The organism is Pseudomonas sp. GW821-FHT02C04, assembly GCF_059421845.1.
In genome coordinates this window covers 1,229,911-1,254,672 of record NZ_JBWKVT010000001.1, presented here as the reverse complement: position 1 = coordinate 1,254,672, position 24,762 = coordinate 1,229,911, and the positions used below count along the sequence as shown (strand labels likewise).

Here is a 24,762-nt window from a genome sequence, read left to right as displayed (position 1 = left end):
GAATGGCTATAATGCGCGGCCATTTTTCCCTGGGCCCGGATGCTTCATGTTCAAGTTTCTCCACATCAGTCTGCTTTTGCTGGGCATGGCCTTCGGGACCAGTGCGCGGGCGGAGTCCGTGCTGTTCCTGAATCCGGGTTCGACCCAGGAAGCGTTCTGGGTCAGTTATTCGCAATTCATGCAGGCCGCCGCTCGGGATCTGGGAGTCGACCTGCACATCCTCTATGCCCAACGCCAGCCCGAACTGACCCTGGCGCAGGCGCGATTGGCGTTGCAGGGGCCTGACCGCCCGGATTATCTGGTGTTCGTCAATGAACAGTACGTCGCTCCGCAGATTTTGCGCATGGCCAACGACAGTGGCGTGAAGCTCTTTATCGTCAATTCGGCACTGACGCCCAACCAGCAGGCGCTGGTAGCGGAGCGCGCCGATCGCATCGGCAGTCTGGTGCCCAACGATGAGGAGGGTGGCTACCTGATGATGAAGGAGCTGATTCGCCTGCACCCTGCGGTGGCTCCCGGTGAAACCATCGATCTGCTGGCGTTTTCGGGCCTCAAGATCACACCTTCGGCACAGTTGCGCGAAAAAGGCATGCAGCGGGCGCTGGCCGAGCATCCTCAGGTACGTTTGCGGCAACTGGTCTACGGCGGCTGGACGCAACAGCGTGCCTACGAGCAGGCGAAGCAATTGTTGGTTCGATATCCGAAAGTGTCATTGGTGTGGGCGGCCAACGATGAAATGGCCTTCGGTGCGATGCGCGCCGTTTCCGAGGCGGGGAAAGTACCGGGCAAGGACGTGTTGTTCAGCGCGGTCAATACCTCGCCCGAAGCTTTGCAGGCCATGGTCGACGGTCGCCTGAGCGCGCTGCTCGGCGGGCATTTCACCCTCGGTGGCTGGGCGCTGGTCGAACTGCATGATCACGCGCAAGGCGTCGATCTGAATCAGTACGGCGGCCGTGACCGGCAGATTCCGTTGTTGCAACTGATCGACAGAGATCATGCCCGTCGAATGCTGGCCATGGGCACTTCGCCGGACTACGGCGTGCATTTTCGCAAGCTCTCGGCGAAGGGCCGTCCGGCTTCGTATCGCTATCCGTTCAACCTGCAAACCCTGATGCGCTGACGCCGGTCAGGCACCCGCCAGGTGCACCACCAGTTGCACGATGCCAAACAGCGTCAGGGCGAACACCGCCGTGAACGCAATGCCCAGGAAGATGAAGTGGCTGGGCTTTCCATGGGTGAAGTCCCTTGCCCGGTTCTTGCCGCTCTGCACCCCGAACGCCGCCGCCATGACGCTTTGCACCATCTGCCAGAAGGTCGGTGGCTTGTTGTCGACTGGATCGTCCATAAATCCCTCGTCTGCCGTGTGTGTCAGACAAGCATAGCCAACCCTTTTCAGGTCGCAGAAATACCTGTGGGAGCCAATAGGCTCCCACAGGGTGTCGGGTGAAGCTGGATTGGTTGTCGTAACTTAGTTGTCGTAACTTAGTTTTCGTAACCCAGGTTCGGCGCCAGCCAGCGCTCGGTCAGGCTCAGTTCCTGGCCTTTGCGCGAGGTGTAGCTCTGCACCTGGTCCTTGTCGACCTTACCCACGGCGAAGTACTGCGCCTGCGGATGCGCGAAGTACCAGCCGCTGACCGCTGCCGCCGGGAACATCGCGTAGTGCTCGGTGAGGAACACACCGCTGCGGCCGGCGCGCATTTCCTGAGCTTCAGGGTCGAGCAGGGCGAAAAGCGTGGCCTTCTCGGTGTGATCCGGGCACGCCGGGTAGCCTGGGGCAGGGCGGATGCCGGAATACTGCTCTTTGATCAGTGCTTCGTTGTCGAGGACTTCATCCTTGGCGTAACCCCAGTGTTCTTTACGCACTTGCTGGTGCAGCCACTCGGCACAGGCTTCAGCCAGACGGTCGGCCAACGCCTTGACCATGATCGAGTTGTAGTCGTCGCCAGCGTCCTGATAGGCCTTGGCCACTTCTTCGGCGCCGATCCCGGCGGTGGTGATGAAACCACCGACGTAGTCGGTCACTTCGCTGTCCTTCGGCGCGACGAAGTCGGCGAGGGAGAAGTTCGGCTTGCCGTCGGTCTTGATGATCTGCTGACGCAGGTGATGCAGGCGGGCCATTGGCTTGCCGTCATCGCCGTACAGCTCGATATCGTCGTCGTGTACCTGATTGGCCGGCCAGAAACCGAACACCGCACGGGCGCTGATCAGCTTCTCGTCGATCAGCTTGGTCAGCATCTCGCGGGCATCCTTGTACAGCGAGGTCGCGGCCTCACCGACTACTTCGTCTTCAAGGATGCGCGGGAACTTGCCGGCCAGGTCCCAGGAGATGAAGAACGGTGTCCAGTCGATGTACTCGGCCAGCACGTTGAGGTCGATGTTATCCAGCACGCGGCTGCCGGTGAACGTCGGTTTGACCGGGGTGTAAGTGGCCCAGTCGAACTGCGGTTTTTTCGCGATCGACGCCGCGTAGCTCAGGCGTTCGGTGCGGGCGCTGCGGTTGGCGGTGCGCTCGCGGACTTCGACGTACTCTTCGCGGGTCTTCTCGACGAAACCGGCTTTCAGTTCTTTGGACAACAACTGCGTCGCCACGCCCACGGCGCGGGAGGCGTCGGTCACGTAGACCACCGCGTCGTTGCTGTACTTCGGCTCGATCTTCACCGCCGTGTGCGCCTTGGAGGTGGTCGCGCCGCCGATCATCAACGGCAGGTGGAAGTCCTGGCGCTGCATCTCGCGGGCCACGTGGACCATTTCATCCAGCGACGGGGTGATCAGGCCGGACAGGCCGATGATGTCGCACTTCTGCTCCTTGGCCACTTGAAGGATCTTCTCGGCCGGGACCATCACGCCGAGGTCGACGATGTCGTAGCCGTTGCAACCCAGCACCACGCCGACGATGTTCTTGCCGATGTCGTGCACGTCGCCTTTCACGGTGGCCATGAGGATCTTGCCCTTGGCTTCCGGCTTGTCGCCTTTTTCCAGTTCGATGAACGGAATCAGGTGGGCCACGGCCTGCTTCATCACGCGGGCGGACTTAACCACCTGCGGCAGGAACATTTTGCCGGCGCCGAACAGGTCGCCGACGATGTTCATGCCGGACATCAGCGGGCCTTCGATCACTTCGATCGGACGGGCGAAGGACTGACGGGACTCTTCGGTGTCTTCGACGATGTGGGTGGTGATGCCCTTGACCAGCGCATGCTCCAGACGCTTGTTGACGTCCCAGCTGCGCCACTCTTCGGTCTCGGCTTCCTTGACGCTGCCGTCGCCCTTGTACTTGTCGGCAATGGCGAGGAGGGCGTCGGTGCCTTCCGGGGTGCGGTTGAGGATCACGTCTTCAACGGCGTCGCGAAGTTCCTGCGGGATCTGGTCGTAGATCTCCAGCTGACCGGCGTTGACGATACCCATGGTCAGGCCGGCGCGGATCGCGTACAGCAGGAACACCGAGTGAATCGCCTCACGCACAGGGTTGTTGCCACGGAACGAGAACGACACGTTGGACACGCCGCCGGACGTCAGCGCATACGGCAGTTCGTCACGGATGTAGGCACAGGCGTTGATGAAGTCCACAGCGTAGTTGTTGTGTTCTTCGATACCGGTGGCTACGGCGAAGATGTTCGGGTCGAAGATGATGTCTTCCGGCGGGAAGCCGACTTCGTTGACCAGAATGTCGTAGGAGCGTTTGCAGATTTCTTTCTTGCGCGCTTCGGTGTCGGCCTGGCCGGCTTCGTCGAACGCCATCACCACCACGGCGGCGCCGTAGCGTTTGCACAGTTTGGCGTGGTGGATGAACTGCTCGACGCCTTCTTTCATGCTGATCGAGTTGACGATGCCCTTGCCCTGAATGCATTTGAGGCCGGCTTCGATCACGTCCCATTTCGAGGAGTCGATCATGATCGGTACGCGGGAGATGTCCGGCTCGCCGGCAATCAGATTGAGGAAGGTCACCATGGCCTTCTTCGAATCCAGCATCCCTTCGTCCATGTTGATATCGATCACCTGGGCGCCGGCCTCGACCTGCTGCAGGGCGACTTCCAGGGCTTCGGTGTAGTTGTCTTCACGGATCAGGCGGGCGAATTTGGCCGAACCGGTGATGTTGGTCCGCTCGCCGACGTTGACGAACAGCGAGCTGCGATCGATGGTGAACGGTTCCAGACCCGACAGGCGGCAGGCCTTGGGAATGTCCGGAATCTGCCGTGGCGCGTAGCCGGCAACGGCTTTGGCGATGGCTTCGATGTGGCCCGGCGTGGTGCCGCAGCAACCGCCGACGATGTTGAGGAAACCGCTCTGGGCGAATTCTTCGATGACCTTGGCGGTGTCCACCGGCAGTTCGTCGTACTCGCCGAATTCGTTCGGCAGGCCGGCGTTCGGGTGCGCCGAAACGTGAGTGCTGGCCTTGTCCGACAGCTCTTCCAGGTACGGACGCAGTTCACGGGCACCGAGGGCGCAGTTCAGACCGACCGAAATCGGCTTGGCGTGCGCCACGGAGTTCCAGAACGCTTCGGTGGTCTGGCCCGACAGGGTACGACCGGAGGCGTCGGTGATGGTGCCGGAAATCATGATCGGCAGTTCGATGTGCAGTTCTTCGAACACGCCTTGCACGGCGAAGATCGCCGCTTTGGCGTTGAGGGTGTCGAAGATGGTTTCGATCAGGATCAGGTCGGCGCCGCCCTCGATCAGGCCTTTGGTGGCTTCGGTGTAGTTTTCCACCAGCTCATCGAAGGTGACGTTGCGGTAGCCCGGGTTGTTGACGTCCGGCGACAGCGAGCAGGTGCGGCTGGTCGGGCCGAGCACGCCGGCGACGAAACGCGGCTTGTCCGGGTTCTCGGCCGTCTTGGCGTCAGCGACCTTGCGGGCCAGTCGTGCGCCTTCTACGTTGAGTTCGTAGGCCAGCTCTTCCATGCCGTAATCGGCCATGGAAATGCGGGTGGCGTTGAAGGTGTTGGTTTCCAGGATGTCGGCGCCGGCATCCAGGTAGGCTTTCTCGATGCCGCCGATCACGTCGGGACGGGTTATGACCAGCAGGTCGTTGTTGCCCTTGACGTCGCTCGGCCAGTCGGCGAAACGCTTGCCGCGATAATCCTGCTCTTCGAGCTTGTAGCTCTGGATCATCGTGCCCATACCGCCATCGAGTATCAGGATGCGCTCTTTGAGGGCTTGCTTGAGAGCTTGAAGGCGGACGCTGCGATCGGACATTGGGACTACTCGAAAAAGACCATGACGAAGGAGCGGGATCATAACAAACCTGTGCGGATTTAGAGCATGTGGCGCTTTTGCATGAATATCGCTCATGTTGGCACGGGCGTCATAACGGTAGAATCGCGGCGTTTTTATTCAGGATCAGGATCAGGGATATGTCGTACCGCGTCGTCAGCATGGTGTTGCTGTTTTTGAGCTTTGGCGCGGCGGCGCAAAGTCCTGCGATCTCGCCTTCGATTTCTTACACCCGCGACATCCAGCCGATCTTCACCGAGAAGTGCGTGGCCTGCCATGCGTGCTACGACTCCGCCTGTCAGCTGAACCTGGGCAGCGGTGAAGGTGCGGCCCGTGGCGCAAGCAAGATGCCGGTCTACGACGGCGAACGCACGCAAGCGGCGCCGACCACGCGGCTGTTCTACGACGCCTTCGGCAAACGTGCCTGGCAGCAGAAAGACTTCTATTCGGTACTCGACGCCCAGGGCAGTCAGGCGGCGCTGATGGCGCGCATGCTGGAATTGGGGCACAAAACGCCATTGACACCCAACGCCAAGCTGCCGGAAGACATCGTCCTCGGCCTGCAACGGGAAAATATGTGTGCGATGCCCGCCGAGTTCGACGGCTATGCCGGCGCCCACCCGAAAGAGGGCATGCCGCTGGCGGTCACCGGCCTGACCAACCAGCAATACCAGACGTTGCAGCGCTGGCTGGCGTCCGGCGCGCCGATCGACGAGCAGGGCCTGGCGCCGAGCGCCAAGGAAGCGCTGCAGATCGTGCAGTGGGAAAACCTGCTCAACCAGCCTGGCGCGCGGGAGAGTCTGGTCGGGCGCTGGTTGTACGAACACTGGTTCCTGGCGCACATCTACTTCAAGGACGGCGAGCCGGGGCATTTCTTCCAGTGGGTGCGTTCGCGCACGCCGACCGGCCAGCCGATCGACCTGATTGCCACCCGTCGCCCGAACGATGATCCGGGCACCCAGGTGTATTACCGCCTGTGGCCGGTGCAGGGCGTGATCGTGCACAAGACCCACATCACCTATCCGCTGAGCGCGGCGAAGATGGCGCGGGTCAAAAGCCTGTTCTATAACGGCAACTGGCAGGTGCATGCGCTGCCGGGTTACGGGCCGCAGAGCCGCGCGAACCCGTTTGCGACCTTCGAAGCGATTCCGGCGCAGGCGCGTTATCAGTTCATGCTCGATAACGCCGAATACTTCGTGCGTACCTTCATTCGCGGTCCCGTGTGCCGTGGCCAGATCGCAACCGACGTGATCCGCGACAACTTCTGGGCGCTGTTCCAGGCGCCGGAACATGACCTGTACATCACCGATCCGAACTATCGCGGCCAGGCCACGCCGTTGCTGGCCATGCCGGGGCAGAACGACGACGTCGGCAGCGTCCTGAGCCTGTGGCACGACTATCGCAACAAGCGAAACCAGTACGAAGCCTTGCGCCGTGACAGCTACGCCGACCAACCGGCGCCGAGCTGGTCGACCCTGTGGGCGGGCAACGACAATGCGCTGTTGAGCATCTTCCGCCACTTCGACAGCGCTTCGGTGACCAAAGGCCTGATCGGCGAGGTGCCGCAGACCATGTGGCTGTTCGACTATCCGCTGCTGGAACGCACCTACTACCAGTTGGCGGTGAATTTCGATGTGTTCGGTAACGTCTCCCATCAGGCGCAGACCCGGTTGTATTTCGACTTGATCCGCAATGGCGCCGAGCAGAACTTTCTGCGTCTGATGCCGGCCGATTCCCGCGAGGATTACCTCGACGATTGGTATCAGAGCAGCGGCCAGTTCAAGATGTGGTTGGACTATGAGTCCATCGACGACGACAAGCCAACGGCACTGAAACTCGACGGTAAAGACCCGAAACATGACTTCGCCATGCAGTTGCTCGCCCGTTACGGCGACCTCAACGCACGGCCCGATCCGATCAACCGCTGCGTGGATGCCTACTGCTCGCGGCCGAACATCGACCCGGCGCTGCAAAACGCCGAACAGGCCCTGAGCCGTCTGACGGCGCGTCCTGCGGCGGGGCTGAAAGTGATCGATCAGTTGCCGGAAGCGACCATGCTGCGCATCGAAACCCGCAGCGGCAAGCGCGAGGTCTACAGCCTGTTGCGCAACCGCGCCCACAGCAACGTAGCGTTCCTGCTCGGTGAGTCACTGCGCTATCAGCCGGGCCTCGACACCCTGACCATTTATCCGGGTGTGCTGAGCAGCTACCCGAACTTCATGTTCAACATCCCGGCGGATCAGGTGCCGGCGTTTGTCGATGCCATGGAAAGCGCGAAGGATGCGCCGCAGTTCGAGAAAATCGTCGAACGTTGGGGCATTCGCCGCAGCCATCCGCAGTTTTGGTTCTACTTCCACGATCTGAGCCAGTACATCCATGAAACCGACCCGGTGGAAGAGGGCGTGCTGGATATGAACCGGTACGAGAATCTTTGATCGTTTGAACGATGGCCGCTGTCCCAATTCTGTGTAGCACGGGATCGGGAGCGCCATCGATGTTGATTTCAGTGCAGGCCCTGCGAGCGCTCGCTGCGTGGGCGGTGGTCTGCCATCACTTCATGCAGATTTTCTTCGATTTCAAGGCGCGCGGGCCGATAGGGCAACTGTTCATCGACAAGGGCGCGGTGGGCGTCGATATCTTTTTCGTGATCAGCGGGCTGGTGATTTTCCTGTCCACCGAAGGCAAGGCGCTGCTGCCGGCGCGGTTTCTGCTGTATCGATTGTTTCGCATCCTGCCGGCCTATTGGCTGTACACGCTGTTGATGGCATTGCTGGTGGTGTTCGCCCGGCCGTTGCTGCCGGATCAGGTGCTCGATTGGCCTCATCTATTGCTGTCGTTGCTGTTCATTCCCAGCGAAAATCCTGGCGGCTATGGGTTCTATCCAACGCTGAACGTTGGCTGGACCCTCAACTACGAGATGCTGTTTTACCTGTTGTTTGCATGGACTTTGTTGTTCCGCCTGCGCATGCGGTTATTGGTGGTCGCAGCACTGCTGTTTGCCGTGTCTCAGGCGTGGACCGGGTTTGGCTGGGTCAGTGAGTTCTACCGTTCGGATATCGTTTACGAGTTTCTGCTCGGGATTGGCATCGGCATGCTGTATCACCGTGGCTGGATCAGCCAGGGTTGCTGGCTGCCGCTGATGGCCATCGGCGCGGCGCTACTGGCGATCTATCACTTGCCACCATCGCCCCGATTACTGAACTGGGGCGTTCCGAGCGCGTTGCTGGTCATGGCGTGTATGGCGCTGGAGCGCTATGTCGAGCGCAATCAGGTGCTCAAGTTGCTGGGTGACTGTTCCTACTCGGTTTATCTGATGCACGTTCTGGTGTTGTCCGCCGGCGGGTTTCTGGCCCGGCGCTACGCAATCAACCCGTATCTGATGTTTGTCCTGTGCGCGGTGGCGATCGGCGTGGGTTCGTGGCTGAGTTACGAATGGGTGGAGAGGCGCAGTTATCAATGGCTTAGGGCGCGAATCGACGGCAAACTCGCGGATTAGGCGATTGCGAACTATTCCTACGTAAATACTGGGACTTTGTGCCGCGCGCCGATTGGCGTAAACTCCGCTTCAAGCCTGCGAGGAGTTTCCATGACCGCTATTACCATTACCGACGCCGCCCATGATTACCTGGCCGATCTGCTGTCCAAGCAGAACACCCCGGGTATCGGCATCCGCGTCTTCATCACCCAGCCTGGCACCCAGTACGCCGAAACCTGCATTGCCTATTGCAAGCCGGGCGAAGAGAAACCTGAAGACACTGCGCTGGGGCTGAAAAGCTTCACTGCCTACATCGACTCGTTCAGCGAAGCGTTCCTCGACGATGCTGTCGTCGACTACGCCACCGACCGCATGGGCGGCCAACTGACCATCAAGGCGCCGAACGCCAAAGTACCGATGGTCAACGCCGACAGCCCGGTCAATGAGCGCATCAACTATTACCTGCAGACCGAAATCAACCCGGGGCTGGCTAGCCACGGCGGTCAGGTCAGTCTGATCGATGTCGTTGAAGACGGCATTGCCGTGCTGCAGTTCGGCGGCGGTTGCCAGGGCTGCGGCCAGGCGGACGTCACCCTGAAGGAAGGTATCGAGCGCACCTTGCTCGAGCGCATTCCGGAGCTCAAGGGCGTTCGTGACGTGACCGACCACACGCAGAAAGAAAACGCCTACTACTAAGGCGTTCGCTGCGGCATAAAAAACGGCGCCCCGTGAGCGCCGTTTTTTTATGGTCGATACAAGTGCGCATGCCCCGCGCGATACAGCGACGACTCACTGAAGTGATCGCTGCCCAACACCCGCCCGACCAGAATCAGTGCCGTACGCCGAAATCCCTTGGCGGCCACCTTCGCGGCAATATCCTCCAGCGTCCCCACCACCCAGTCCTGATCCGGCCACGTCGCCCGGTGGATCACCGCGATCGGGCAGTCCGCGCCGTAATGCGGCAGCAGCTCGACGAGGATTTTCTCCAGATGATTGACCCCCAGATGAATCGCCATGGTCGCCCCGTGCTGTGCCAGATTGCCCAGTTCCTCGCCGGCGGGCATCGCGGTCTTGTCCGCATAGCGGGTCAGGATCACGCTTTGCGAGATGTCCGGCAGGGTCAGTTCTGCGCCCAGTAGCGCGGCGCATGCGGCGGTGGCAGTTACACCGGGGATGATCTCGAACGGGATATCCAGCTCGCGCAGATAACGGATTTGCTCACCGATGGCGCCATACAGGGTCGGATCACCCGAATGCACGCGCGCCACGTCCTGGCCTTTGGCGTGGGCAGTCTTGATCAGATCGATGATCTGTTCCAGATGCAGTTCGGCGCTGTTGACCACGGTTTCAGCCGAATGACCGTCCAGCACCGCCGCTGGCACCAGCGAACCTGCATAGATGATCACCGGGCAGCTGCGGATCAGCCGCTGGCCTTTGACAGTGATCAATTCCGGGTCGCCGGGGCCGGCGCCGATGAAGTAAACGGTCATCGTTGGATCCTGTGAAAGTAGGGCAGGTCGAGGCTTCAAGAGCACTTCAGATGAAGAATGCTCATGATCGAAAGCGGGGATTATCGGGAATTTACGCCGCGCCGGCCAATGCCAGGGTTGCCTGGGCGTATTTTTGTCTGGAAATCAGCAGTTTTGCCGGGGCCTGGATCAGTTGTTCGGCGAGCGCCAGCGCGGCACTTTCCGCTACGCCATAGCAACCGGTGCGTTCGAAGGCGATCTGTGAATGATGACTCAAACGTTGCTGATAACTGGCCAGTTCTTCGCTGCTGAAATACAGCAACGGCAGCGCCAGTTGGGCGGCGAGTTCCTGCAAACCGGGTTCATCGCGCTTGAGGTCGATGCTGGCGAGCGCCTTGACCTTCTCGAGGTCAATTCGATGCGCCTGCAAGGCCTGGTCAAGCAATGCGCGCAGCGTGCTGGCCGGGCAGCCGCGCTGGCAGCCCAGGCCGACCACGAAGGTCGGCGCTGCGCTGTCATCGGTCATGCGTGGTACTGACCTTCGCTTTTGCGGCGGAACAACCAGGCGCTGATCAGGCCCAGGGCCAGCCAGAACGCCACGTTGGTCAGCTGCGAAGCGATTTTGAACTGAGCTTCCAGTGCTTCCGGAGCGAGCATCGAGTGCACTTCCGGTTGCGGGGCGCCGATCACGTGCGGAACAGCGAGGATCGCCACGCCGAGGATCTTCAGCAGCCAGTTGCCACCGAACGCGATCAACGCCAGGCCGACAGCGGTCGACGCGGCAGTGCCGATCCACCACATCTGACGCGACGCCAGGTCTGCGGCAGCGGTGCCCGGCAGCTCAGGCGGCAGACCCAGTGTCGGGGCGAGCACGAAAGTCGCGTAACCCGCCAGACCCCAGAGCAGGCCTTGCGAGGTCTTGGTCGGTGCACGCAGGGTGTACAGACCGGCCAGCATCAGGGCAAAACCCACGGCCACGACCAGATTGCCGCCGGTTGTAGAAACCACGCGCTGCCAGCCGTTTTCCGGCTCCCAGGCTTCGGCATCGTGGGTGTGGGCGGCGGTGCCGGCGGCGTGTTCGTGAACGGCGGCAACCGGCTCGGCTTTCTCGAAGGTCTCTGCCTGAAGAATCAGCGGCGACACCCAGAAGCTTTGCAGCAACGTCAGGAGCAGGGCGGCCAGAAGGCCGGTGAAACCTGCGGTCTGCGCAATACGCTTGATCATGTCGTCAGGTCTCAGTGGCACGGGAACGCGGCGCTGTGGCGGGTATCGTGAGCGGCGTTGTGAACCGCTTCGATGTGCGAGAAACCGGCGAAGTAGACCAGGCTGGCACCCAGGATCGACGCGAAGATCGCAGCGGTCAGGCGTTGGCTCAGGGTGGTGGTGCTGGAGATTTTGTCCGTGTTGCTGCCGGTGCTGCTGATGATCGACATGGCGCTTCCCTCTGGAGTGTCAGCGGGTGAACGGTGCGCATGAAAACCCCTGCGAGTCGGGCACGCAGAGGTTCGAACAGCGCCCGCCCACCGCGGGTTTGTTATGTTCAGTGACGCAAGATGCGCACTGTGTGTTGCGGGCCGGTCTCCGGGCTCACGAGGGGTTGGCGTCAGGCCGACCTGCAAGCGTCACCTTCCCATGCCCTTGGGCACAGTGGATCTGACGCTTCGCTCGCTTACCGTTGCGGGGGCAGCACCGGACTGACATGGCTTTAGAGTAAAGCACATGATTCACCGGTTTCCCGTTTCACCCTGTGAAGGGCACCCGTAACAAGTTGTGTAGGAGACCATGGGTTGGGGAATTTAGTCAATTTTGTGGGCATATCCGTTTTTGTGGGCATATCCGTTGCTGCGGTTATGGCCACTTAGGGTTCCGCCCTTACGGCGGGTCACTTTTTCCAAACGCCGAAAAAGTAACCAAAAAGGCTTTACCCTGACGTTCGGCCCCTCGCTGAGGCTCGGGGTTCCTTCGCTCCGGGATTGATCCGGGGGCATCGCCTACGGTTTGCTTCGCTGCACCTCCTCTCGATGTGTTTGGCTTCGCCAAACGGTCGCTGCGCTCCCACCCCCGGATCAATCCCTCCACTCAGCCTGCCGACGGGCCTTGAGATCAAAAGCTTTACTCGAGCTAACGCTCATCGTGGTGAGTGGTGAGTGGTGAGGGGGCTCTTGATCGGGCTTTGCTCTGGCTTTGGCTTTTGATTTTTTGCCCCTTCGGCAGGCCGAGCGGAGGTGTTCATCAGGGGGTAGGCGCGCAGCGCCGTGCGGCGAAGCCGCATACATCGAGAGGAGGTGCAGCGAAGCAAACCGTAGGCGATGCCCCCTGATGGACACCGTAGCGAGGGAACACTGAGCCTCAGCGAAGTGCCGTACGCCGGGGCCAAGACTTTTTGGTTACTTTTGAGGCGTTTGTCAAAAGTGACCCGCCGTAAGGGCGGAACCCTAGGAAGCCGTTACCGCAGCAACGGATATGCTCACAAATCCAAAAATCAAAAAACAACGGCCATTGACCCATCCCAATACCCTGCGTAGCCTTGCGCTTTCGAGGTTCTTCGGCCCACGCCGAAGCTAAGAAGGGAACGCGGTCCAAGCCGCGGCTGCCCCCGCAACTGTGAACGGTGCTGTTCGCTGCCACGCCACTGCCAACTCAATCCAGAGCCAGCGGGAAGGCGCAGCGAATACCGGGCCAAGGCCCGAACACCGTCAGCCAGGAGACCTGCCTCGTCACAGATTCTCACTTTCAACCGGGCGGGGTGATCCGGTGGCGAACTCTCCAGGCACGCACCCGCGTTGCCGGTCTCGTCCCGTATGCCCGCCACCTTGCCAAAGGGCATCCGATGAAAACACTGGCCAAACTCCCCGTCACCATCGTCACCGGTTTCCTCGGCTCGGGTAAAACCACCTTGCTGCGGCACATGCTCGACAACGCTCAGGGTCGCCGCATCGCGGTGATCGTCAACGAGTTTGGCGAGCTGGGCATCGACGGTGAAATCCTCAAGCAGTGCACCATCGGCTGCACCGAAGAAGAAGCCACCGGTCGCGTCTACGAACTGGCCAACGGCTGCCTGTGCTGCACCGTTCAGGAAGAGTTCTTCCCGGTGATGCGCGAACTGGTGGCCCGTCGCGGTGACCTCGACCACATCCTCATCGAAACTTCGGGCCTGGCTCTGCCAAAACCGCTGGTGCAAGCCTTCCAGTGGCCGGAAATCCGTAGTGCCTGCACCGTTGACGCGGTGATCACCGTGGTCGACAGCCCGGCCGTGGCCGCCGGCACCTTCGCCGCGTTCCCGGATCAGGTCGATGCCCAGCGCAAGCTCGATCCGAACCTGGACCACGAATCGCCACTGCACGAGCTGTTCGCCGACCAACTGGCCAGCGCCGACCTGGTGATCCTCAACAAGGCCGACCAGACCAGCCCTGAAGACCTCGCTCGCGTGCGTCTGGAAGTCGCCGAGGAGCTGCCGCCAGCGGTGAAAATCATCGAAGCCAGCAACGGTCGCCTGCCGCTGGACGTGCTGATCGGCCTCGGTGCCGGTTCCGAAGAGCACATCGACAGCCGTCACAGCCATCACGATCACCACCACGGTGAAGGCGATGACGATCACGACGACCACGATCACGATGCTTTCGACTCAATCTCCATCGAACTGCCGCAAGCTGACGAAAGCCTGCTGCTCGACGCGCTGACGCAACTGGTGGTTCAGCACGGCATCCTACGGGTCAAAGGCTTCGCGGCGATCCCGAACAAGCCGATGCGCTTGCTGATCCAGGGCGTGGGCACGCGTTTCGACAAGCATTTCGACCGTCAATGGGGCGCCGATGAGGCACGTGTGACGCGTCTGGTGTTGATCGGCCAGGAACTGGACGCCGCCCAGCTCGAAGCGCAACTGCGCACCGCGCTCAGCGTTTAAGCCATGCACCTGCTCAGGACCCAGCCCGGCGGTTTCGTGTCGGATGACAACATTGCCGACCTTGGACAAACCCCCGCCGAGCTGGTGATCCTGTGCAGCGGCGACTCCAGCCTTGCGCTGCTCGCCGAAGCCGCGCAGCAGCTGCCCGAAGATTACCCGAGCGTGCGGCTGGCCAACCCGATGCAGGTGCAGAACCATGCGTCGGTCGACCTGTACGTCGATGAAGTGCTGCGTCACGCCAAGGTCATTCTGATCTCGCTGCACGGCGGCATCGCTTATTGGCGGTATGGCGTCGAGCGATTGGTCGAGTTGTCCGAGCGTGGTGTGCAGGTGATTCTGGTGCCGGGCGATGACCGTCCCGACCCGGAGCTCAGCGACTTGAGCACCGTGGGTGCCGAGGATCGTGACCGGCTCTGGCAGTTTCTTCGTCAGGGCGGCATGGGCAATGCGCTGGACTTCTTCCGCTGTCTGGCCAATCGCTGGCTGGCGCGGGATTACGTGTGGGGCGAGCCGCAAACGCTGCCGCGCACGGCGATTTACCACCCAAATAAAAACACCGCCGCACTGAGCGACTGGCAAGCCGATTGGCGGCCCGGTCAACCGGTGGCGGCGGTGTTGTTTTACCGCTCGCATTTGCAGGCGGCAAACACGGCGTTTATCGACGTGTTCTGCCAACGGCTGCAGGCTGCCGGACTCAATCCGCTGCCGATTGCCGTGGCCAGTTTGAAAGAGCCCGGCTGCCTGTCGGTGGTCGAGGACTGGCTGGATGAGGTCGAGGCTGGGGTGACTCTGAACACCACCGGTTTCGCCCAGTCCAGCCCGGAAGCGCCGCATCTGCGGCCATTCCGTCGCAACATTCCGGTGATCCAGGCGATCTGCGCCCAGGACAACGAGCCAGGTTGGCGTGACAGCGAGCAAGGCCTCGGCCCTCGGGATCTGGCGATGCACATCGCCTTGCCGGAGCTCGACGGCCGGATTATCAGTCGGCCGATCAGCTTCAAGGACCTGGCCTGGCGCAGTGAGCGCAGTCAGTCCGATGTCGTGTGTTATCGGGCGCAGCCTGAACGCATGGATTTCGTCGCAGAACTGGCGCGACGCTGGGTCGATCTGGCGCGGGTGCCGAACGCTGAAAAGCGCATCGCCCTGATCCTCGCCAACTACCCGACCCGTGACGGGCGCATCGGCAACGGCGTCGGTCTCGACACACCGGCCGCCGCGCTGAATATCCTGCGGGCGTTGCAGGCCGAGGGTTATCCGCTGCCGTCCGAACTGCCGGACAGCGGCACGGAACTGATCCGGCAACTGCTCGGCGGTGTCAGCAACGACCTCGACACCCTCGACCAGCGCCCGTGCCAGCAAAGTCTGGCGATGAACGACTACCTGACGATGTTCAACGCACTGCCCGAAGCCAATCGCGTGGCGGTGCTGGAACGTTGGGGTTCGCCGCAAAACGATCCGATGTGCCGTGACGGGCGGATGATGATCGCCGGCCTGCGGTTTGGCCTGACCTTTATCGGTATTCAGCCGGCGCGGGGATATCAGGTCGACCCGAGCGCGGTGTATCACGATCCGGATCTGGTGCCGCCGCACGCGTATCTCGCGTTCTATTTCTGGCTGCGCCAGACCTACGGCGCTCACTGCGTGATCCATGTCGGCAAGCACGGCAACCTCGAATGGCTGCCGGGCAAAGGCGTGGGCCTGTCGGAGAACTGCTGGCCGGACGCGCTGCTCGGGCCGCTGCCGAATATCTATCCGTTCATCGTCAACGACCCGGGCGAGGGCGCCCAGGCCAAGCGTCGCACTCAAGCCGTGATCATCGACCACTTGATGCCGCCGCTGACCCGCGCCGAAACCTACGGTCCGTTGCGCAATCTCGAATTGTTGGCCGACGAGTATTACGAAGCGCAGTTGCTCGATCCGCGCCGCGCCCGGGAATTGCAACGCGACATTCTGCAACTGGTGCGGGACACGCAGATCGATCGCGAACTGCAACTCGACGAAGCCCTCGACAGCGACGCTGACGCGGCGATCTGGCTGCCGCGTCTGGACACTTATCTGTGTGATCTGAAGGAATCGCAGATCCGCGATGGCCTGCACATCTTCGGTGAGTCACCGACCGGGCGTTTGCGCATTGATACCTTGCTGGCGCTACTGCGCATTCCTCGGGGCGACGGCAAAGGCGCTCAATCGAGTTTGTTGCGGGCGCTGGCCAAGGCGTTTCAACTGGGTTTCGATCCACTGGATTGCGCACTGGCTGATCCCTGGACCGGCCAGCGTCCAATGGAGCTGCAATCGCTGAGTGATGAAGTCTGGCGTACGGCGGGGGATACCCGAGAGCGTCTGGAGTTGTTCGCGGGGCAGTTGATCGAGCAGTCACTGGCGGGTGATGTGGCGCAGTTGGACGCTTCTGGCTGGTCGGATGTGCAGGCGATCATCAGCGCCCTGCGCGAAGTGATTGCCCCACGCCTCGACGCCTGCGGCCCGGCCGAAATGCACGGTCTGCTCGACGCTCTGAGCGGTCGCTTCGTCCCGGCCGGCCCGAGCGGCGCACCGAGTCGCGGTCGTCTCGATGTGTTGCCCACCGGGCGCAACTTCTATTCGGTGGACGTGCGCAACCTGCCGACCACCACCGCCTGGCGGATCGGTTTCCAGTCCGCAACCCTGATTCTCGAACGACACCTGCAGGATCACGGCGACCATCTACGCCAGCTCGGTTTGTCGGTCTGGGGCACGGCGACCATGCGCACCGGCGGTGACGATATCGCCCAGGCCATGGCGCTGATGGGCGTGCGTCCGGTATGGGCGACGGGTAGTCAGCGCGTCGATGATTTCGAGATTCTGCCGCTGAGCCTGCTCGACAGGCCTCGGGTCGATGTCACGCTGCGAGTCTCCGGATTTTTCCGCGATGCGTTCGCCAATCTGATTCGTCTGTTCGACGCTGCCGTGCAAGCCGTGGCAGAGCTGGACGAGCCGGACGACCTCAACCCGCTGGCCGCCAAGGTGCGCGCCGAACGCGAGGCGCTGCGGCAGTCGGGGCTGGATGAAGACGCTGCCCGTCGTCAGGCTGGCTGGCGAATATTCGGTGCCAAACCCGGTGCCTATGGCGCGGGCGTGCAGGGCGCCATTGACGGTCGCCTGTGGCAAACCCGCGAGGATCTGGCCGAGGTCTACCTGAACTGGGGCGCCTACGCCTATGGTGGTTCCGATGAAGGCACCGCCGCCCGCGAGCAATTCGTCCAGCGCCTGAGCCAGGTGCAGGCCGTGCTGCAAAACCAGGACAACCGCGAGCATGACTTGCTCGATTCCAACGACTACTACCAGTTCCAGGGCGGCATGCTCGCTGCCGTGGAAAGCCTGCGCGGCGAGGCGGCGGCCAGTTATCACGGCGATCACAGTCAGCCGGACCTGCCGAAGATCCGCACTCTGAAAGAAGAGCTGAACCGGGTGATCCGTTCCCGGGCGGCGAATCCGAAATGGATCGACGGCGTCAAACGCCACGGCTATAAAGGCGCGTTCGAACTGGCGGCCACCATCGACAACCTGTTTGCCTTCGACGCCACCACCCAACTGATCGACGATCACCAGTACGCATTGCTGGCCGACGCCTATCTGCTGGACCCGGCGACCCGCGAGTTCGTGCGCGAGCATAATCCCCACGCGCTGCGCGACATGACCGAGCGCATGCTCGAGGCGCAGCAGCGCGGGATGTGGCAGGAGCCGGGCGCGTACCGCGAAGCGCTGGAAAACCTGTTGTTGGATATAGAAGAAGAGAGCTGAACATGACCGATACCCCACATTTTCCGCTCTCTGCGGTGGTCGGCGCCGACGATCTGAAGCTGGCGCTGTATTTGACGGCCATCGATCCGAAAATCGGCGGCGTGTTGATCGAAGGCCCGCGTGGTATGGCCAAGTCGACCCTGGCTCGGGGTCTGGCGGATCTGCTGGCCAGCGGTCAGTTCGTCACCTTGCCATTGGGCGCGACTGAGGAACGGCTGGTCGGCACGCTGGATCTGGATGCGGCACTCAGTGACGGTCGTGCGCAGTTTTCTCCCGGTGTGTTGGCCAAGGCTGACGGCGGCGTGTTGTATGTCGATGAAGTGAACCTGTTGCCGGATCATCTGGTGGACCTGCTGCTCGATGTGGCCGCCAGCGGCACCAACCTGATCGAGCGCGACGGCATTTCCCATCGTCATTCGGCGAAGTTCGTGCTGATCGGCACGATGAATCCGGAAGAGGGCGAATTGCGCCCGCAACTGCTCGATCGCTTTGGTCTGAATGTCGCCCTGACTGGTCACACGGCGCCGGTTGAACGCGGGCAGATCATTCGCCGGCGACTGGATTTCGACAGCGATCCGCAGGCCTTCTGCGGGCAGTGGGAAGCCGAGCAACAAGCCCTGCGTGAGCGCTGTGAAAACGCCCGCAATGCCTTGGCGAATATTCCCCTCGATGATGAAGCGTTGGCGCAGATTACCGAGCGTTGCTTTGCGGCCGGTGTCGATGGCCTGCGTGCCGATCTGGTCTGGCTGCGTGCCGCGCGGGCCCATGCGGCGTGGCGTGGCGCCGAAGCCATCGCCGAGCAGGACATCGATGCCGTGGCTGAATTTGCACTGCGTCATCGCCGCCGCGAACAGTCTTCGACCAGTGCGCCGCCACCGGCGCAATCGCCGTCCGGCTCTCAGGCTGATCCGAGTGAAGGGCAGGGCCAGTGGGGTGAAATGCCGGCGCCGGCCCTCGCCACTGGCACGCGCCGTGAAGTCCCTGCCTGGCCAAAAAAGCCGTAGGCATTCGCCCCCGATCCGACGCGGGGGCGAATGCCAGACCCCGCGCCGGACGCCTCGATAACGGTCGCCAGGGCAAACGTCACGCCGCTCGCAGTGGTTCGGTGAACTGGCCGGGCACATTGCTCAATGGCCGCCCGAAAGTGCGCGCGGATCTGCTGTTTCAACTACGCACCCGCACCCCTCATGAACTGTGGCTGGTGATCGTGGACGCCTCGGCCTCGACCCGTCGTCATCAAGCGTTGAGCGATGCCAAGGGCGTGCTCGCGCAATTGTTCGATGACGCTTACCGACAACGGGCGCGGCTCGCCTTGCTGACCGCCAGCGGCGCAGCGCCGAAATGGCAGGTGCAGGGTTTGAAAGCTTCCAGCGGATTGCGTGCGTGGCTCGAGGATTTGGGCGCGGGCGGTGGCACGCCATTGCTGGCGGCGCTGACTGAGGCTGAGCACTGGCTGACCGTGCGTCGCAAGCGATTCCCCGCCGAGCAGCAGCGCCTGCTGGTACTCACTGATGGGCGCTTGAAAGAATGCTCGGGATTGCCGGTGCTGGCCTGTCCGGGCCTGTTGATCGATATCGAACGCGGGCCGATCCGGTTGGGCCGGGCCAGGCAGTTGGCGACTGCACTGGAAGCGGATTACCGTCATATTGACGATTTATTGTCGATATGAGGTCTATGCTGCAACCAGCCCATCTCACAAGGAGTGAATCATGCGCGTATTGGTTGCCAATCCTCAGGACGATTTTCGCGTAAAGGCTTACGCCGGTACCAACGGCGTGCTGCTGGCAATGGACCTCGCTGAACCCCGCCGCAAAGGCATGCTGGGGTTTGCCATCGAGAAGCAGCAGGGCGACAAACCCTGGCAGTTCCTGTTCAACAGCCTGACCTTTCCCGGCAAGGCTCACACCTTCCCGCAGTTTCACGCCACGCCCAGCGATATCGCGCCCTTGCAGAAATTTCGATGGGCCGACTACGCGGTCTATCCCGGCACAACCATGCACTACCGCGTGCACTTGGCCTATGGCACTGCCGACGCGCCGGTGCTGGGGGAGTCGCTGGAACTGAGCATTACCTCGGATGACGGTCATCCGGCCAACCAGAGCGTGATCTTCAATCGCGCTGTGGCCGCCAGTCAGGCGTTCCAACGCAAGTTTCCCGATCTCGACGCACAGATCAGCGCCAACAAGAACATGCCTATCGAAGCCTGGCCAGACGCCGCTCGACAATGGCTGGAAAACGGCCTGCTCGGGCGATTGCAAGGGTTTATCGAGCGCGCCGTCGACGGGCAATGGGCGTTGGACATAGCGATCTACGAGTATCAACTGCAAGCCATCATCGACACGGTGAACGCCGCATTCGATCGCGGTGTGCAGGTGCGGGTGCTGTATCACGCCAAGCCCGGTGACGAAGACACCACGATGAACGAGGCCAGCCTCGCCAAATTGCCGGAAGCCAGCAAGCGCGGCCGGGTGACCCACGATATTTTCCATGACAAGTTCATCGTCCTCAGTCGTATCGCTGGCGGTGAGCGGCAACCGCAGGCCGTGCTGTGCGGCAGCACCAATTTCACCGCCAACGGCGTGTATCGCCAGGCCAACGTGGTGCATGTGCTGGACGACACGGTCATCGCAGCCAGCTATCTGCAGACGTTCGAGCAGGTCTGGGCGACGCCGGCGGATGTCGGCGCCACCCGCGACTGGATCACCCAGCACAACCCTATGAACCCGGCGCAACCGCTGTTTGCCGGGTTCTCACCGCGCAGTGGCGGTGCCGATCTGCGGGCGTTCGTCGACATCATCAATGCGGCGAAGAAGGACGTGCTATTCGTCACGGCATTTACCTTGCCCGACGCGATTCTCAATGCGCTGCTCGGTCAGCCCCACGACGACATCCTGCGTTACGGCCTGCAGAACACCGTGAGTCGCATCACCGGATTCCACGCCGACCGCACGGCCGAGTTCGCTGCCACCGCGCTGCTCAACACCGGGCTGGAAGGCTGGCTGAAAGAGAACATGAAAGGCCAGAAGGGCAACCTGCTGGTGCACACCAAAGCGATCGTCACCGACTTCACCAGTGACAACCCGACCATTATCAGCGGTAGCCACAATCTCAGCGCAGCGGCCAGCAACGGCAACGACGAGAACTTCCTGATCATTCGCGGCGACACCGAACTGGCGGACCGTTATGGCCTGGAACTATTGCGGTTCTACGAGCATTACCGCTTCCGCTATTTCGCGAAAAAACTGGCGCTGAAGCAGGTGCAGCCGCTGGCGGCGGATGACAGCTGGACCAACGACTATTACGTCGAAGGGGATTTGCGCCAGCTGTCTCGCCTGCGGTTTGCCGGGCGCTAGCGCTTATACATCCATCGCCTGACGGTACTGCCGGGTTCGGCGACTGAGGTACAAGCGGTCGCGAATCAGCGCCCAGAGTGCCGACACTTCCGGATGCGGCTTGCGACCCCGGCTCAGGCGCACCATCTGGAAGCGCACCACGGCCATGTTCGCCAGCGCCGCCAGCGGTTTGCGTTTCCAGCGGATCGGCGGCAGTTGCGGATGACTGTTGCGGCCTTCGCGCCAGTGTTTGACCAGGCTCGGTTCGATGGCCAGTGCCGTGGCGATGCCGGCCATGGCGAGGCCGCTGTCGAGCACTTGTTCGACGACTGGCAGGCGCCGGATGCCGCCGGTGACCATCACCGGCATGCGCGCCACGCTGGCCAGTTCGCTGGCCATCTCCAGAAAAAATGCCTCACGGGCCAAGGTGCGCCCGTCGCGGGCTTCGCCTTGCATCGCCGGCGCTTCGTAACTGCCACCGGACAGTTCCAGCAGGTCGATTGGCTGTTCGTTGAGCCATTCGATCACCTGACGAGCGTCGTCCGTGTCGAAACCGCCGCGCTGGAAGTCCGCCGAATTGAGCTTCACCGCCACGCAAAAATGTGGCGACACCGCCTGACGCACAGCCTCGATCACAGACAGTAGCAGGCGTGCACGGTTTTCCAGCGAGCCACCCCAACGGTCGGTACGACGATTGGTCAGCGGCGACAGAAACTGGCTGAGCAGATAACCGTGGGCGGCATGGATCTGTATGCCTGTGAACCCGGCCTTCTCGGCAAGCGCGGCGCTTTTGGCAAAACGTTGAATCACATCTTCGATGTCGTCCTCGGTCATCGGTTTGGGCTCGGCGAACAGTTTCGAGAACGAACCCATGTCCAGTGCCACCGCCGACGGCGCCAGCGCTTGCTGGCCCATATTGGCGAAGGTCTGGCGGCCGGGATGGTTGAGCTGTACCCAGACCTGCGCGCCGCCACTGCGGGCGATTTCGGCCCATTGGCGGAAACGGTGCAGATGCCGTTCGTCTTCCAGCACCACGCCGCCGGGGCCGGTCATGGCGCGGCGGTCGATCATCACGTTACCGGTCAGCAGCAGCCCGGCACCGCCGTCGGCCCACGCCTGATACAAGCGGAACAGTTCGCGGGACGGTGCCTGGTCACGGTCCGCAAGGTTTTCTTCCATGGCGGCTTTGGCGATACGGTTGCCGACGGTCTGGCCGTTGGGCAGATTCAAAATCTGGAAGGGCGACATTGCTTGACTCCTCATCAGTGATGGAGAGAGGCTAAGCTTAAAGTTAACTTTAATGTCAAGCAGGCAATTCGAGGCTGAAATGAAAATTGGTGAATTGGCGCAACAGAGCGGGCTGAGCGCTTCGAGCATTCGTTTCTACGAAGCGCAGGGCCTGATTCCCAAAGTGGAAAGGCTGGGCAATGGCTATCGGCGTTACCCGCCGCAAGTGCTGCAAACCTTGAATATCATCCGTTGCGCCCAGCAGGCCGGGTTTACCCTTGAAGAGCTCAAGCAGTTGCTGCCAGCCGCCGGAACCGGTGAATTCAAGCACGATGAACTGGTGGAAGGCCTGACGCGCAAGGTCGAGCAGATTGAAGTCATGCAACAGCATCTGGCCCAGAGCAAGGCGCGTTTGCTGGAGGTGATCGACAGCATTCAATCGAAGCCGGAAGGCATGAGCTGCGGTGCGAATGCCGAACGGGTGTTGTCGACGCTTTACCCGTAAAAGTCCGGATATGTCTGCGGCGTACAGATTTTGAAATGATTTCCAGCTGTAGGAAAAGTCATCTGAGCCTGTACGCTTCAAGGCCTTTTTTCATTCAGGATTTGCATGAACACCCTCTTGGAGCCTCCCGGTTCGATTCAACGAACCACGTTCCCCTCGCGCCACGGCGCGGTCTTGACGCACTCGCAGCATCCAGTCTTCCGACTACCGACTATCGTTGATGGCGCAGCCCTCGAGCTTTCGCGCCGCACTTTGCCGTGTCCGGCAGCCTGAATTCACTGAAGAGAGATAGAGACAGAATATGGAATGGTTAGCGGATCCCACGGCATGGCTGGGCTTGTTGACACTGATCATGCTGGAACTGGTACTCGGTATCGACAACCTGGTGTTCATCGCGATCCTGGCAGACAAACTGCCGCCGCATCAGCGCGACCGCGCGCGAATCATCGGTTTGAGCCTGGCGCTGATCATGCGTCTTGGCCTGCTGGCGAGTATTTCCTGGCTGGTCACCCTCACCGCACCGTTGTTCGAAGTGTACGGCAAGAGTTTCTCCGGCCGTGACCTGATCATGCTGTTCGGTGGTGTGTTCCTGTTGTTCAAGGCGACCATGGAATTGCACGAACGGCTGGAAGGCCATATCGGCGAGCGCTCGACCAACACGGCTTATGCGTTGTTCTGGCCTATCGTGGCGCAGATCGTCGTGCTCGATGCGGTGTTCTCCCTCGATGCGGTGATTACCGCCGTGGGCATGGTCGACGAACTGGCGGTGATGATGATCGCGGTGATCGTGTCCATCGGCGTCATGATCGTAGCCAGCAAGCCGCTGACCCGTTTCGTCAACGCGCACCCGACGGTGATCATGCTCTGTCTGGGCTTCCTGATGATGATCGGTTTCGCCCTGACTGCTGAAGGCCTGGGCTTCCACATCCCGAAAGGTTATCTGTACGCGGCCATTGGTTTCTCGATCCTGATCGAGGTGTTCAACCAGATCGCCCGTGCCCGTCGCAAACGCTCGATGCAGGGCTTGCGCCCGATGCGTGAGCGTACGGCCCACGCGGTGATGCGTTTGTTGGGCGGTCGTAAACTGGCGGTGGAAGAGGTGGGCGAGGAGATTTCCGACTTGCTGGACGATGGCCAAGCGCCAAGCGCGGAGCTGTTCGACCGTCGCGAGCGGGTGATGATCAGCGGTGTGCTGCAACTGGCCGAGCGGCCGATTCGCGCCCTGATGACCGTGCGCGCCGATGTCGATCACATTGATCTGGCTGACGATGCTGAGGCGATTCGTACGCGACTGATGCATTCGTCCTACTCGCGCCTGCCGCTGATTCGCAACGGTGCGGTGGACGAACCGCTGGGCTTCGTCCACAAGAAGGAGCTGCTCAAGGAATATCTGGCCGGAAACGAGCCAAACCTTGAACACCTGGCGCGCAAGACACTGAACCTGCTCGACAGCTATTCGATCCTCAACGCGCTGGAGCAGATGCGTGCAGCATCGACCCATATCGCGTTTGTAGTAAACGAATTCGGTGATTTTGTTGGTGTATTGACCATGACCGACATTCTCGAATCGATCGCCGGTGAATTGCCGGACGCCAGCGAAATCGCTGGCCCGGACGTGGTCGAGGAGCAGGGCGGGTTTGTGGTGAATGGCGCTTTGAACCTGACACGTATTCGTCAGCGCACCGGCTTCACCGCCGAGCCAACCGAGGATTACCAGACCCTCGCCGGGTTGGTGATGAGTCTACTGGATCGGTTGCCGATGAAGGGTGATCGCTTGGTACACGACGGTTGGGGCATGACCGTGATGGCGGTCGAGGAGCGACGGGTGACGCGGGTGTTGCTGGTGCGTGAGGCCTGACAGC

Annotated in this window: 18 protein-coding genes and 2 riboswitches; of the genes, 11 read left to right on the top strand and 7 right to left on the bottom strand. The window is 61.5% G+C overall.

Features of this window, described 5'->3' with window-relative positions:
- Nucleotides 1-46: 46 nt before the first annotated feature.
- On the top strand, nt 47-1,120 hold the full coding sequence (locus AC07VV_RS05700) for an ABC transporter substrate-binding protein (protein WP_495035604.1): 1,074 nt from the start codon (nt 47-49) through the stop codon (nt 1,118-1,120).
- 6 nt (nt 1,121-1,126) lie between these two features.
- On the opposite strand, the gene AC07VV_RS05695 is transcribed toward AC07VV_RS05700, so the two are convergent.
- Both AC07VV_RS05695 and metH read right to left on the bottom strand, forming a co-directional pair.
- Nucleotides 1,127-1,345, bottom strand: coding sequence for a DUF2970 domain-containing protein (locus AC07VV_RS05695; protein WP_495035603.1), 219 nt, complete (start codon nt 1,343-1,345; stop codon nt 1,127-1,129).
- 137 nt (nt 1,346-1,482) lie between these two features.
- Nucleotides 1,483-5,193 carry a methionine synthase gene (metH, locus tag AC07VV_RS05690; protein WP_495035602.1) on the bottom strand — a complete coding sequence of 1,237 codons (3,711 nt, stop codon included), beginning with the start codon at nt 5,191-5,193 and terminating at the stop codon, nt 1,483-1,485.
- A 158-nt stretch (nt 5,194-5,351) separates the two neighbouring features.
- Here metH and AC07VV_RS05685 point away from each other — a divergent pair, with 158 nt between their 5' ends.
- The 3 genes from AC07VV_RS05685 to nfuA all read left to right on the top strand — a co-directional run bounded on the left by AC07VV_RS05685 (nt 5,352) and on the right by nfuA (nt 9,382).
- Nucleotides 5,352-7,646: a fatty acid cis/trans isomerase gene (locus AC07VV_RS05685; protein ID WP_495035601.1), complete on the top strand. Its 2,295-nt coding sequence runs from the start codon at nt 5,352-5,354 to the stop codon at nt 7,644-7,646.
- A gap of 59 nt (nt 7,647-7,705) precedes the next feature.
- On the top strand, nt 7,706-8,707 hold the full coding sequence (locus AC07VV_RS05680) for an acyltransferase family protein (protein ID WP_495035600.1): 1,002 nt from the start codon (nt 7,706-7,708) through the stop codon (nt 8,705-8,707).
- 90 nt (nt 8,708-8,797) lie between these two features.
- Nucleotides 8,798-9,382, top strand: a complete 585-nt coding sequence (nfuA, locus tag AC07VV_RS05675; protein ID WP_003225494.1) for a Fe-S biogenesis protein NfuA — start codon at nt 8,798-8,800, stop codon at nt 9,380-9,382.
- Nucleotides 9,383-9,429: 47 nt separating this feature from the next.
- On the opposite strand, the gene cobM is transcribed toward nfuA, so the two are convergent.
- The 4 genes from cobM to AC07VV_RS05655 all read right to left on the bottom strand — a co-directional run bounded on the left by cobM (nt 9,430) and on the right by AC07VV_RS05655 (nt 11,588).
- Nucleotides 9,430-10,176, bottom strand: coding sequence for a precorrin-4 C(11)-methyltransferase (gene cobM, locus AC07VV_RS05670; RefSeq protein WP_495035599.1), 747 nt, complete (start codon nt 10,174-10,176; stop codon nt 9,430-9,432).
- 91 nt (nt 10,177-10,267) lie between these two features.
- A complete protein-coding gene (locus AC07VV_RS05665) occupies nt 10,268-10,681 on the bottom strand; it encodes a cobalamin biosynthesis protein (RefSeq protein ID WP_323160581.1) in 414 nt (137 codons plus the stop codon).
- Nucleotides 10,678-11,379: a CbtA family protein gene (locus AC07VV_RS05660; protein WP_495035598.1), complete on the bottom strand. Its 702-nt coding sequence runs from the start codon at nt 11,377-11,379 to the stop codon at nt 10,678-10,680. The genes AC07VV_RS05665 and AC07VV_RS05660 overlap by 4 nt, the downstream gene beginning before the upstream one ends.
- 11 nt (nt 11,380-11,390) lie before the next feature.
- Nucleotides 11,391-11,588 carry a CbtB domain-containing protein gene (locus AC07VV_RS05655; protein ID WP_016983301.1) on the bottom strand — a complete coding sequence of 66 codons (198 nt, stop codon included), beginning with the start codon at nt 11,586-11,588 and terminating at the stop codon, nt 11,391-11,393.
- Between the two features lie 122 nt (nt 11,589-11,710).
- A riboswitch (cobalamin riboswitch) is annotated at nt 11,711-11,932 on the bottom strand.
- A gap of 744 nt (nt 11,933-12,676) precedes the next feature.
- Nucleotides 12,677-12,886, top strand: a riboswitch (cobalamin riboswitch).
- A 99-nt stretch (nt 12,887-12,985) separates the two neighbouring features.
- Between AC07VV_RS05655 and cobW the strand changes: the two genes are divergently transcribed.
- From cobW to AC07VV_RS05630, 5 genes are read left to right on the top strand one after another with little or no spacing between them, the layout of a single operon-like run.
- A complete protein-coding gene (gene cobW / locus AC07VV_RS05650; RefSeq protein ID WP_495035597.1) occupies nt 12,986-14,059 on the top strand; it encodes a cobalamin biosynthesis protein CobW in 1,074 nt (357 codons plus the stop codon).
- 3 nt (nt 14,060-14,062) lie between these two features.
- A complete protein-coding gene (cobN, locus tag AC07VV_RS05645) occupies nt 14,063-17,836 on the top strand; it encodes a cobaltochelatase subunit CobN (RefSeq protein WP_495035596.1) in 3,774 nt (1,257 codons plus the stop codon).
- A 2-nt stretch (nt 17,837-17,838) separates the two neighbouring features.
- Nucleotides 17,839-18,840 carry a magnesium chelatase ATPase subunit I gene (locus AC07VV_RS05640; protein WP_495035595.1) on the top strand — a complete coding sequence of 334 codons (1,002 nt, stop codon included), beginning with the start codon at nt 17,839-17,841 and terminating at the stop codon, nt 18,838-18,840.
- A gap of 2 nt (nt 18,841-18,842) precedes the next feature.
- Nucleotides 18,843-19,505 carry a vWA domain-containing protein gene (locus AC07VV_RS05635; RefSeq protein ID WP_495035936.1) on the top strand — a complete coding sequence of 221 codons (663 nt, stop codon included), beginning with the start codon at nt 18,843-18,845 and terminating at the stop codon, nt 19,503-19,505.
- A 40-nt stretch (nt 19,506-19,545) separates the two neighbouring features.
- Complete coding sequence (locus AC07VV_RS05630) at nt 19,546-21,189, top strand: phospholipase D-like domain-containing protein (RefSeq protein WP_495035594.1); 1,644 nt, start codon at nt 19,546-19,548, stop codon at nt 21,187-21,189.
- A 3-nt stretch (nt 21,190-21,192) separates the two neighbouring features.
- Here AC07VV_RS05630 and AC07VV_RS05625 read toward each other — a convergent pair whose 3' ends face one another.
- Complete coding sequence (locus tag AC07VV_RS05625) at nt 21,193-22,416, bottom strand: NADH:flavin oxidoreductase/NADH oxidase family protein (RefSeq protein WP_495035593.1); 1,224 nt, start codon at nt 22,414-22,416, stop codon at nt 21,193-21,195.
- A gap of 79 nt (nt 22,417-22,495) precedes the next feature.
- Between AC07VV_RS05625 and AC07VV_RS05620 the strand changes: the two genes are divergently transcribed.
- Nucleotides 22,496-22,900, top strand: a complete 405-nt coding sequence (locus AC07VV_RS05620) for a MerR family transcriptional regulator (RefSeq protein ID WP_495035592.1) — start codon at nt 22,496-22,498, stop codon at nt 22,898-22,900.
- 301 nt (nt 22,901-23,201) lie between these two features.
- Entirely contained in the window at nt 23,202-24,758 is a 1,557-nt protein-coding gene (locus AC07VV_RS05615) for a TerC family protein (RefSeq protein ID WP_495035591.1), read from the top strand.
- Nucleotides 24,759-24,762: the final 4 nt, after the last annotated feature.